At 61.9% G+C, this 11,520-nt stretch carries 10 protein-coding genes; 4 read left to right on the top strand and 6 right to left on the bottom strand.

Annotation, left to right across the window (positions count from 1 at the left end; translation table 11 throughout):
• Nucleotides 1-4 precede the first annotated feature (4 nt).
• Complete coding sequence (locus G6N68_RS06375; RefSeq protein WP_163709309.1) at nucleotides 5-979, top strand: NAD-dependent epimerase/dehydratase family protein; 975 nt, start codon at nucleotides 5-7, stop codon at nucleotides 977-979.
• 3 nt (nucleotides 980-982) lie between these two features.
• Here the strand turns inward: G6N68_RS06375 and G6N68_RS06370 are convergent, their stop codons facing one another.
• Both G6N68_RS06370 and G6N68_RS06365 read right to left on the bottom strand, forming a co-directional pair.
• Entirely contained in the window at nucleotides 983-2,188 is a 1,206-nt protein-coding gene (locus G6N68_RS06370; protein WP_163709308.1) for a cytochrome P450, read from the bottom strand.
• A gap of 49 nt (nucleotides 2,189-2,237) precedes the next feature.
• The gene (locus G6N68_RS06365; protein WP_240355405.1) at nucleotides 2,238-3,467 is read right to left on the bottom strand and encodes a cytochrome P450; all 1,230 of its coding nucleotides are present in this window, start codon (nucleotides 3,465-3,467) and stop codon (nucleotides 2,238-2,240) included.
• A gap of 210 nt (nucleotides 3,468-3,677) precedes the next feature.
• On the opposite strand from G6N68_RS06365, the gene G6N68_RS06360 reads away from it, so the two are divergent.
• Nucleotides 3,678-4,274: a TetR/AcrR family transcriptional regulator gene (locus G6N68_RS06360; RefSeq protein WP_163709304.1), complete on the top strand. Its 597-nt coding sequence runs from the start codon at nucleotides 3,678-3,680 to the stop codon at nucleotides 4,272-4,274.
• A 52-nt stretch (nucleotides 4,275-4,326) separates the two neighbouring features.
• Here G6N68_RS06360 and G6N68_RS06355 read toward each other — a convergent pair whose 3' ends face one another.
• The 4 genes from G6N68_RS06355 to G6N68_RS06340 form a co-directional block, all read right to left on the bottom strand.
• Nucleotides 4,327-4,947, bottom strand: coding sequence for an EcsC family protein (locus G6N68_RS06355; protein WP_163709301.1), 621 nt, complete (start codon nucleotides 4,945-4,947; stop codon nucleotides 4,327-4,329).
• On the bottom strand, nucleotides 4,944-5,879 hold the full coding sequence (locus G6N68_RS06350; protein WP_163709298.1) for a lytic transglycosylase domain-containing protein: 936 nt from the start codon (nucleotides 5,877-5,879) through the stop codon (nucleotides 4,944-4,946). Before G6N68_RS06350 ends, G6N68_RS06355 begins: the two co-directional genes overlap by 4 nt.
• A gap of 177 nt (nucleotides 5,880-6,056) precedes the next feature.
• A complete protein-coding gene (locus G6N68_RS06345) occupies nucleotides 6,057-7,514 on the bottom strand; it encodes a phospholipase D-like domain-containing protein (RefSeq protein WP_163709295.1) in 1,458 nt (485 codons plus the stop codon).
• Nucleotides 7,515-7,575: 61 nt separating this feature from the next.
• Nucleotides 7,576-8,154, bottom strand: coding sequence for a TetR family transcriptional regulator (locus tag G6N68_RS06340; protein ID WP_163709291.1), 579 nt, complete (start codon nucleotides 8,152-8,154; stop codon nucleotides 7,576-7,578).
• 235 nt (nucleotides 8,155-8,389) lie between these two features.
• Between G6N68_RS06340 and G6N68_RS06335 the strand changes: the two genes are divergently transcribed.
• A complete protein-coding gene (locus tag G6N68_RS06335; protein WP_163709289.1) occupies nucleotides 8,390-9,256 on the top strand; it encodes an amidohydrolase family protein in 867 nt (288 codons plus the stop codon).
• Between the two features lie 6 nt (nucleotides 9,257-9,262).
• Nucleotides 9,263-11,491 carry an acyl-CoA dehydrogenase family protein gene (locus G6N68_RS06330; protein ID WP_163709286.1) on the top strand — a complete coding sequence of 743 codons (2,229 nt, stop codon included), beginning with the start codon at nucleotides 9,263-9,265 and terminating at the stop codon, nucleotides 11,489-11,491.
• Nucleotides 11,492-11,520 lie beyond the last annotated feature (29 nt).

The following is an 11,520-nucleotide window of genomic DNA, read 5'->3' as shown; positions in this document are numbered from 1 at the left end:
AACATTGAAGGTATTGCTGACCGGCGCGATGGGCAACATCGGCTATTCGACCTTGACGGCGTTGCTCGATGAAGGACATGACGTCGTCGCGTTCGACATCTCGTCTCGTAGGGCGCGCAAGCTCGCAGCCAAACTCGATGGGCATGTCCGCGTGGTGTGGGGCGATATCACCCAGCCTCATTCGGTTCGCGCTGCGCTGTCGGACGTGGATGCGGTAATCCACCTGGCGGCAATCATTCCTCCCTACTCCGAGCGGGTACCCGAACTCGCGCGGAAGGTCAATCTTGACGGGACACTCAATCTGATTGCGCAGATGGAAGGTTCGCCCACGGCCAAACGGCTGATCTTCGCGTCATCAGTGGGTGTTTGCGGTGATGTGCAGGATCGGGAGCCGCCGCTGCGTGTCGACATGCCAACGAATCCCACGGACGAGTACGGCCGGCACAAGGTGGCCTGCGAGCAAGCCATCCGGCAATCGCAGCTCCATTGGAGCATCCTGCGGCTCGCGGCGGTGTCGCCGATCCACCTGCAGGCGGTGGATCCCAGCATCATGTTTGAATTCAGCCCCGATGCGCGGTGTGAGTTTCTCCATCCTGCCGATGCGGGTGTGGCATTTGCACGCGCGGTGGATTGCGCGGAGACAGTTGGGAAGACGTTGTACATTGCCGGCGGCCCCGAGTGCCAAATGACCTACTACGAATTCACCAATACACTGATGGATGCGATTGGCATTGGCCCCATTCCGGTCGACGCCTACGTGCGGGCGACGCCTCCTCGCTTCTTCGGCGACTGGGTGGACACCGAGGAGAGCCAGCGCCTATTGCAGTATCAGAAGCGTCGACTCAGTGATCAATTGGCAGACATGCAGGAGGATTTCGGCATGCTGTTGCCGCTGCTTCGTCTGGTGCGTCCGCTGGCCACCTGGTACGTGACCCGCAGTTCCGCACACCTCAAAGAAAACCGTCGGCGGTCGGGCTGACGACTACGTGGGGATGATGGCCGGCATTGTCTCCCAACCGCGCACGGTTGACGAGGGTGACATTACCGCCTTCGACAGGTCGATGTCCCACTCCGGGAAACGAATCAACAACTCCTCCAAGGCAATCCTGCCTTCCAAACGCGCCAAGGCGGCACCCAGGCAGAAATGTGCGCCTGCGGCGAAGCTGATGTGGGTCCTGCCGCGACGGTGGATGTCGAAACTGTCGCCGTCGGGTGGGAATTGCCGGTGATCGTGGTTGGCGGCACCGATCAGGAACATCATGATGCTGCCCTGAGGCACGATCTGGTCGTAGTACTCGACGTCGCGCGTGACATACCGAGCCACACGGGGTGCGGGTGTTTCCAGGCGGAGGATTTCCTCGACCGCGTCGGGGATCAGCGAGGGATTGGCGACGAGTTGTGCCCGCTGATCGGGGTTTTCGGCCAGTATCTTGCCAGCCCATCCGATGAGCTTGGTGGTTGTTTCGTTGCCTGCCACTTGGAGGAGCGCAACATAAGCGAGTATTTCCGCTCGATCTAGCCGTCGTCGAGTTCCGGTTTCGTCCTCGAATTCCACGTTGAGAAGTTCCGTGACGATGTCGTCGGACGGGTTTTCTGCCCGCCAGTCAACGTATTCCTCGATGAACTCGTCGTCGAGGAAACCCGCCGTCGGGAGCGACATCCCGCTGCCGCTCTGAGCGTTGACCGTCGCGTACACACGGTCTCTCCCGGCTTCCTGCCGTTCCTCGGGAATGCCCAGCAGCATTCCGATCACGCGCATCGGCATTTGCGCGCCCAGGTCAGCGACGAAGTCGAAGCCACCCGCACCGACCAGAGCGTCCAAGCTGCGCACGCAGTATCCACGGATCATGGGTTCTAGTTGCGCGATCTTGCGCGGTGTGAACATGCGCGACAACAATTTCCGGTGGATGGTTTGACGGGGTGGGTCATCCATGACGATGAGACCTGACGGAATGTCGATCCCTGCGTTGATCACTTCGAGCACGTTCCCTCGGGATGAGCTGAACGTCTCGTGCTCGCGGAAACCCTTTTCCACGTCGGCGAAGCGGCTGAGCGCGAAGAAGTCATATTGGTCGTTTCGGTATAGCGGCGCTTCATCGCGCAACCGTCTGTACGTCGGATAGGGATCGACAATCAGCGCGGCGTCATACGGGTCGAAATGGACATTCGTTGAGGTGTTCGTTGTCATGTGTGGTGAAGCTCCCTTCGTGACAAGACGCAACAGCTGAGGTCGAATGTCATGGCGCGTGTACCGGCACGTTTGACCAACCCCACACGTTGGTCATGTGCACCCGACGCAGGCCCGCTCGGTCGACTTCATACCGAGGAATGAAATCGAGCAACATTTCCAGGGCGATTCGACTTTCTAGCCTTGCCAGCGCCGCACCGAGACAACTGTGGACTCCGTACCCAAACCCGATGTTGTATCCGAACTTTCGACGACGGTTGATGTCGAACCGATCAGGGTCCGGAAAGGCCCGCTCATCACGGTTAGCCGATCCATTGATCAGGAGCACGGCGCTTCCTGCCGGAATCGTGGTGTCATGAAGGGTCGATTCGCGCAGGGTATACCGCACGTTGTATTGGGAAGGGCCTTCGTAGCGTAAGAGTTCTTCCACTGCCGCACCGATTTTGGTGCGGTCGCGTCGCAGCAGTTGCCACTGCTCGGTGTGTTCGGCGAAGATGACTACCGCGTTGCCGACCAGTTTTGTCACCGTCTCTGCGCCGGCCCCGCCGAGAAGGCTTGCAAAGCCGGCTATCTCGACGTCGTCTAAACTTCGCGTTTTACCACCGTCATCGATTTCGGCTTCGATCAATCGACTGATCATGTCTTCTCGAGGACGCGCGCGACGTTCCTGGACCAGGTGGTAGTAGTACGCACCGGTCTGCAGGATGGCGTCCATGCTCTCTTGCGTGAGCCCCATGTTGCCTGGCTCCCGTTCCAGGCCGAGGTCGATCCATTGTCGAACCTGCTGCCTGTCCTCCGGAGGGACACCGAGCATGGCGGTGATGATCTCGACCGGAAAAAGTGCTGAAAAATCCGCTACAGCGTCAAACGATTTCGGATTGAGCACCGCCAGCGTTTGGCTGATCTGCTGGCGCACCGTCGACTCGAGGGCCGCGATCACGCGCGGGGTAAACGCCCTGCTGATCAGTTTGCGCATGCGCTCGTGTTCGGGCGGGTCCATCATGATGATGAGTTTGAGGTCGCGGACGTGCATTTCGTCGGACTTGACCTGATCGAGGCTGGCGCCATGGGCTGACGAATACGTGGCGGTGTCCTTATAAGCCGAAGCGACATCGTCGTACCGCGTCAGCGCGTAGAAGTCATATTTTGGGTTGTAGTACACAGGCGCCTCATCGCGCATCCGTCGATATGTCTCGAACGGTGAATCGAAGAAGACGTCGGAGTAAGGATCAAATTCGACAGGTGCCGGCACAGTGGGAGTGCTCAACGACGAGCTCAATGGCGTAACTCCTTGTCCATCGCTGCCGATGTGGTGCTGACCGCGTGTCCAGGCGAGCGCTTGGGTCGCAACCGAAGCCCAGTCGACTCAAAGGCCCCTCATACTGGTCAGTTAAGCACCTGCTTAACACTAGCCAAGGCGAGGTCCTTGTTCAAGATGGCTTAGGATGACAAGCCGAGATCAGGCCAGTCGCACGAATCGAGCAAGTGGGTGGCATCGCCGCGAAGAATTGGGTCGCCGGACGCGAAGACCCGTCAGTTGCTCCTCGACGCCGCCGAGCGATTGCTGCTGGAGGACGGCTACTCTGCTGTCACGGGTCGCAATGTCGCGAAGAAGGCTGGCCTGAGGTCGCAGTTGGTCCCGTACCACTTCGGCACGATGGACGGCCTGTTCCTCGCGGTCCTACGGCGGCGCGCCGATCAAGGGCTCGAACTTCAACGTCAGGCGCTCAAGACGGACAAACCGCTGTGGGCCCTGTGGCGTATGGGCACCGACACACGGGTGATCGTTTTTGGCATTGAGTTCATCGCTCTCGCCAACCGCCGCAAAGCCTTGAAAGACGAGCTTGCGCGGTACGTTGAGCTGTTGCGCGACGAGCAAATCAAAGCCCTGTCGGGCATTCTCGAAGGCTACGGAATCCCGCCAGAGGAAGTGCCGCCCGAAGTGGTGATGACGTTGATGCGCAGCGTGACCGGTGTACTGGCTATCGAAGAGACACTCGGTGTGACGTTAGGCCACGCCAAGACCGTTGAGTTCGCCGAACGCTATATCCGCGAACTTGAGGGTGACCCGCCCGACGCAACTTAACCTATTCTTGCTGGCATCCGACGACGATGGCCCGCATCAATGCTGGGTCTCGCTAGTTGACCGGCGCGAAGATTTCCTTGGCTGCCTTGGCAATTCGGTTGAGAGCGACCGCATTCATCCCGGCGCCGACGCCACCGCCGACGACGGGGATACCCCTGATCAACCTCACCGGGCCTTTGGTCGCGAACTTCCGGATTAGCCTGCGCCCTACCTTCATGTCGAGTTTCAGCAGGTTTTTCTTCGACAACTCGCGCAGTGAAGGTACAGCGGTGCCGATCTCCACCCCGACATCGCTGAGTACCTTGGCCGCCCCGCGGCCCAACAGCGAGACCAGGATCGCGGTCCGGACTTCCTCCGCGTCGAGGTCGTAACCGCGCAGCACAGCAATTGCCGCCGACATCCGCGCACACAGCATGTGAAAGGCGGTGGCGTCTGCCGGGAGCGCGACGGTGAGAGTCGCGAATCCGGCTACGCCGGACGCAAATCCGGATGACGCCACCCATTTTCGATGCTTCTCGATCAAGCGAGCGATCGCGGCTTCTGGGTCGTCATGCTCGGCGAGCAACTCGTCGGCCACTTCGGTCGCTGATTTGTAAGGCCCGAACCCGCTAACCCCCGCGGCGAGGATTTTGTTGACGAATTCGACGACGCGGCTGGAGTCCGAATTGCTCACTGCGGGTGGGTCGCCAGATAGTCGGCAACGGGAATCCGTTGCGCCGCATAGTATCCGACAGGCAACAGGACATCACCAGAGCTCGTGACGTAGTAAACGTCCCAGCGGTGATAGTCACCGAACGCGATCGGATCGCTGGCCATGGCTGCGGCATAGTCTTTGACGGCGGCCACGTAGTGGTTCGAGTGGTTGTAGGCGTAGATGGCTTGGTCGGGGTTGCCGGCGAAGCCGTTCGCCGCCAACATGCGGCCCGCGGCCATGATGCTGTCGTGCGGCGAGTTGATGTCACCGCCGTTGCCGTAGCTGGCGAACGTGGACGGCAGGAACTGCATCGGGCCTTGCGCACCCGCCGTGCTCACCCCGTTGATGCGGCCGAACGCGGTTTCGACGAAGTTGATCGCGGCCAGGTAGTTCCAGCCCACTCCCGTCGCCGCCTCCGCGGCGCGGTAGTGACCCAGCAGCTCATCGGCGGGCGTTGGCGGCACGATATGCCACGCGGGCAATGTGTCCTTTGCACCTCCCCCGCCCAGCGCGGTGAGGTGACGCCGCGCGTCGATATTGAGGTCATAAAAGCCCTGGAGCTGCGCCGGAATCTTCGATCGCACCGTCGCGTCCCACTCGGGGTGACGTCCAATGGTGCGGTACGCCACTTGCTGGCGGTGGGCCGCAGCCGCCCGTGCGGCCTCCGATGCCCCGGGATCACGCAGCGTCTGCTCATCGGCGGCCAGGTCGGCGCCCAGCAGGCCGGGCTCGGCCGCAAGCGCCGGGTCCGCGGGGTGCGTCGTAGCAATCGGAGCTGGCGCGGCAATCGTCGTCCTAGCCGGCCCGGCGGTCCACGATGTCGTCGACGGAGGCCCCACGATGCCCCCTACCCCGATCCCTACCGCGCTTGTCGCAGCGAGCAACGCTGCGGCTATTCGTGCAGTTCGCATGGGTACATCCTCTCCGCCGCGTCAACGAATGGCCAGGCCGGGGTGAATGGCGAACTTCGACGCAAGTGTGCTGTCAGTTTTCCTCCGCCCTGGCCTTCGAAGCAATACGACTTCCCCCGTGGCGATGCCATTCTGGCAAACTCCGCTGTCGAGCGGAATGGCGATCTCGCCGGCCGGCTAATCCCGGAGGCGCGCGACAAACCGCTGAAGGCTGCGGGTCAGCGAGCGCGGCACATGATCGGGGTCCATCAGGTCGTTCTCCGCCAGCCGACTCGCCTCGTCGGAGATCGTCTGATCGGTAAATGGCCGCAACGTCCGGCCTTCACCTTGCAATGCCACGACAGCTTGGAAAAAGGAACCAGATCGATCCATCGCGCCAACAAACTCGTGGACCGAGACACCCAGGTGTTCGGCCACCAGTTTGTTTCGCACATACAGGATCTCGTGCCGGATGCTGTCGTGCTCGGCGTTGCTCTGGTCGGCCTCGATGGCCAGATCGCACTCGCTGTCGAACCCCATCGACCGGTTGTTGAAATTCGACGATCCGATGCGCAGCAGCCGATCGTCAACCACCAACACCTTCGAGTGCACATATACCGGCGAACCGCCATCGGTGACCGGCCAATAGACGCCTAACCGCCCATGCTCGTCCGCATCCCACAGGACTTGAATGAGGCGGTGCCGCGCGCCGTCCATCGTTTCTCTCTCGATCCGGTTGCTGCCCTTGCGGGGAAGCACGATGACGACTTCCGGCCCGTTCTCGTCGCGGAGTCGAGCGGCCATCTCCTCGACGATGCCGCGCGCGGCCAGATATTGATTCTCCAGATAGATGGTGTGGCGTGCTGATGCAATCGCTGCGCGATTAAGTGCCTCGACCTCCCGAACCTCGGGGCGATCGTCCAACTCGGGTAGGGTGCGCGCGATTCCGACCTCGATGTTGCGCAACGTCGGTTCCAGCTTGCTCGGCCAAGCCACATGCTTGGCCTCGACCGGCGTCATGGATTGGCCCGTCGCGGTTTCCCATCGCTGCCGTGCCAACTCGGCAAGGGCGCGTGCAGCCGCGCCGTCCACCGCCGCACCAACCTCGTGTCGCGCCCCGTAGCTGCGTCCCAGGGTCCGGCGACTGCGATTGTCGTGCTCGTGGGCCGGGGTGTCCCATCGCTGGACAGTCAGGTCGATGCCGCCACAGAAGGCGACGGCATCGTCGACGACGGCGATCTTCTGATGATGGACGGCGCCGGCGGGATGGGCACCGTCTACCGCGAAGTGGATTCGCTTACTGCTGACCCGATTCAGCAGCGATGTCGGAGTAAGCCCGTACCAGAGGTCGTCGAACGCCGGGAGCAGCCGCAGATTGGACCTCAGCAGGTAGACCTCGAGACCGCGCCGTTTCCACAGCAACCATGAAAGGAACGGACCTAGCTGATTGGGGCCGGGAAGGGTAATGGTGCCTCGTTCAAAGTTCATCCTGGCGTCCAAATCCCAGGCAATCACCATGATCCGGTGCTGGGCGCGCAACATCGCCGCCTTGACGTGCTTGAAGTAGTCAGCCGCATCGATGATGTCGGCGAACTGATCCGCATGAGCCACGCGCCAGCACGTCTGGTCCGGAATCAGGAGGCGGTTGTCAGGCACGCCGCATGTCTACCCACTCGGTGCCCGTATCAGTCGTTGCGCAGGGTGGCTATTTGTCCCGTCAGCGCTGTTGCGCAGTGCCGGTGTCAATGAGCGCCCGCGCCACCCACTCGACCCGACTCAACGCCTCATCCAAGGTCAGACTCCGCACCAGCATCCCGGTGATGGCGCTGGCCAAAGCGGCGTTGATGCCGAAACTGACATTCGGAATCTCTTCCGGCGCAACGCCATCGAGGAGTCGATTGAACATGTCGATGTTCGTTCGATTCATCTCGTCGATCGTCGCCCGGACCTCGGGAACGGTGGAAATCATCATTTGGTGCATCAGCGCCGTCATCTCGGGGTTGCGATGAAAAGCGCGCACGGCACGACGAAGGTATTCCAACATGCCGGACAACGGATCCTGCTCGGGAGGACGGGCAGCGGACATGATCCGGCGCGTCAAGCGCTTCTGCCAGTCTTCCAATGCCGCGGCCAGCAGGTGCTCCTTCGAGCTGAAATACCGGTAGACGGTCGCCAGCGCCACTCCGGAACGCTGGGCGACGTCGCGCATCTGCACCGCCTCAGCACCAACGTCGCCAATGAGGTCGATCACCTCTTCGATGACCTTGGCGCGACGGATCAATTGGCTGCTGGTCATGGTCGCCAGCGGCAAGACGGCGGACTCGGCCCGCTCGGCACGAGACTCAGGAGCGTTGACGATGATTCCCTTCCCGAGAACGTACTTCTTCTCTGTTCCACGTATGATACGTCATACTCGCGAAAAATGTACTGTTGCCGCAGCTAGCAGCATTTAGCGAACTTGACACTAGTAGAACCGCGTTTCACTATTGATGAGTAACGGCGGCCACGCCACTCGCCAGATCGGAGGACACATGGCCGGGCCCGTAGGTCTGCCGGTGATCGACACCATGATCGGATTTCCCCACGAGGGCTCCGCTCAGTACGACTTCATCCGCAAGCAAACCAAGGACCGTCAGTCCAAAGAGGACTTCGAATTCCCCGTGGAGTACATGTTCAAGGATGTGCCGAAGGGGTTGCCGACCGACGACCCGGTGTCGCTGGTTCTGCAGCAGATGGACAGGTTTGGCATCGAGAAGGCGATGATCGGCGTCGGTGAGGACTCCGCACAACTCGCCCTCAAGCTGTTCCCCGACCGCTTCATTCCGTCCGGCGCGCTCGTCGACCCGAACGACGTGATGGGTTCGGTCAAAGCGATCCGCCGAGAGTACGAGGAATACGGCATCCGAGCAACGTCGGTGTTCCCGGCCGGGACCTTCCCGCAAGTCCCTATCGACGACCCGAAGATGTACCCGATCTATGCCACGTGCGTCGAACTCGGCATACCTATCTTTGTCTGCGCGGGCGTGCCCGGCCCCCGTGTTCCTTTTGCCCCACAAGAAGTCTCACGCATTGACGTGGTGATGTTCGACTTCCCCGACCTGGTGTTCGTCACCCGCCACGGGTGCGAACCCTGGGAAGATCTTGCGGTAAAGCTGATGCTCAAGTGGCCCAATCTGTACTACTCGACGTCAGCCTTCGCCCCGAAGTACTACCCGAAGGCCATCATCGACTACGCGAATTCCCGTGGCGCCGACAAGGTTCTCTATGCCGGATACTTTCCCATGGGATTGTCCCTGGAACGGATCTTCAGCGAACTGCCGCAAGTTCCGTTGAAGGACGAAGTATGGCCGAAGTTCTTGTACGGCAACGCCGCCCGCATCCTCGGATTGGACGGCTGAGGACTTATGGGACTGGCGATCGCGACCGAACAGGAGCAACTGGCCGATGCCGTGGGCAGATTCGCGGCTCGCCACGCGCCGATAGACAAGACACGCGCGGGATTCGACTCGATTGCGGCGGGCGAAATACCGTCCTGGTGGGAGCAATTCACCGCGCAGGGCTTTCACGCCGTGCATCTGCCGGAGGATGTCGGCGGCCAGGGCGGAACTCTGGCCGAGATGGCCTGTGTCATCGAAGCGGCGGCCGCGGCTTTGTTGCCCGGCCCGCTGCTGAGCACCGCGACGGCAAGCGCGGTAGCGAGTTTGGCCGGCCCAGCCGGGGCGTCGTTGCTGGCCGAGCTGGCCGCGGGCACGACCGCTGTGGTCCTGCTGTCCGAAGACGCCGATATCCGCGCCACCTCCGACGGCGATGGTTGGCGACTCAACGGCTCTTCTGCCTCGGTACTGGGAATCTGTGCAGCGCAACGGATCCTGCTGGTAGCGCGGTCGGAGTCGGACGACGACATTTGGTTCGTTCTTGATGCGCCCGAATCGCGCGACCCGTCTTTTAGCGTCGAGCAACAACGCGGAACTGATTTGTGCACCGACGTGGGCGTGCTGCGCCTGGTCGAGCACCGGGTCCCAGCAGCGTCGGTGCTGTCAGACATCTCCCCTTTACGGGCCCGCTGCATCGTGGTCAGCCTCGCCGCTTGTGCGGCCGCCGGGACGGTTCGTCGGTGCGCGGAGGCGGCGACGGACTACATCCGGACCCGTGAACAGTTCGGCAAACCCGTCGGCAGCTTCCAGGCCCTGCAACACAAGGCCGCCGTGCTCCTCGTCAACTCCGAACTCGCTGCGGCCGCAGCCTGGGACGCGGTTCGCGCCGTTGACGAATCTATCGAGCAGCACCGACTGGCCGCCGCAACGGCCGCATTGATGGCGGCTTTCGTCAGCGCCGACATCGTATTGGACGCACTGCTGATGTTCGGCGCGATCGGCTACACCTGGGAACACGACACCCACCTGTACTGGCGTCGCGCCACCAGCCTGGCGGCATCGTTGGGACCGACAACGCGGTGGAGACGTGAACTAGGCGAGTTGGCCCTAACCATGAAGCGGTCCACCGCGGTTCAGCTTGGCGACGTCGAATCGGAGTTTCGCGCGCGGGTGGCTGAAATCCTGGACCGGGCAATGGCATTGGACAACGCCTGGCCCTCGGAAGACCAACGCGAGCCCGGTCGTGCCCACGGCGATCAGCGCGACCTGTTGGCACGGGAAGGGTTAGTTGTTCCACACCTGAAGCCGCCGTGGGGCCTTGCCGCCTCGCCGGTCCAGCAGGTGATCATCGCCGACGAGTTCGACAAGCGACCAGCGTTGGTAAGACCCTCGCTCGGCATCGGTGAGTGGATCATCCCGACAATCCTCGACAACGGCTCGGACCTGCAACGGGAGCGGTTCGCCTGGCCGACCCTGCGCGGCAAACTGCGGTGGTGCCAGCTTTTCAGCGAGCCAGGCGCGGGCTCCGATTTGGCATCACTGAGCACCCGAGCCACCAAGGTCGACGGCGGTTGGCTGGTCAACGGCCACAAGATTTGGACGTCACTGGCCGATCAGGCGAACTTCGGGGCGCTGCTGGCACGCACCGATCCCGAGGCGCCAAGACACCGCGGCATCAGTTACTTCGTTATCGACATGTCCTCGCCGGGTATCAATGTGTCGCCGATCAAGCAGGCCAGTGGGCGGTCGGAGTTCAACGAGGTTTTCTTCACCGACGTCTTCGTTCCCGACGACATGCTGGTCGGTGCGCCCGGCGATGGCTGGGCCCTGGCGGTGTCAACCATGGCGGTGGAACGCACCGCGATCGGCAACTACGTCAAGATCGATCGCGCAGAGGCGCTTCGGCACATCGCGGAGATCGATGGCCCCGACCAGGATGCGGCATTGATCGCGCTCGGCGACGTGGAGGCCTACGCCACCGCCATCAAGGCGATGACCTTGCGCGAAACACTGCGTCTGGTGGAAGGGCACGGCGCGGGCGCGACATCCAGCATCGCGAAATACGCGATGGTGATGCTGCTGCGCCGCGCCTCGACCGCGACGCTGAGCCTGACCGGGCGCATGGCGATGCTGGAGGAATCCGATCCGGCCGTTTTCCAGCCGTACTTCGACCTGCCGGCCGAGCTCATCGGCGGCGGTACGCCGGAGATCCAGCTGACGGTCATCGCGTCGATGGTGTTGGGACTGCCGCGCAAGTAATAAGAACCATGTTCTTTTCATTAGATGGA

The organism is Mycobacterium bourgelatii, assembly GCF_010723575.1.
Lineage (GTDB): Bacteria > Actinomycetota > Actinomycetes > Mycobacteriales > Mycobacteriaceae > Mycobacterium > Mycobacterium bourgelatii.
This window is presented reverse-complemented; position numbering and strand designations above follow the sequence as displayed.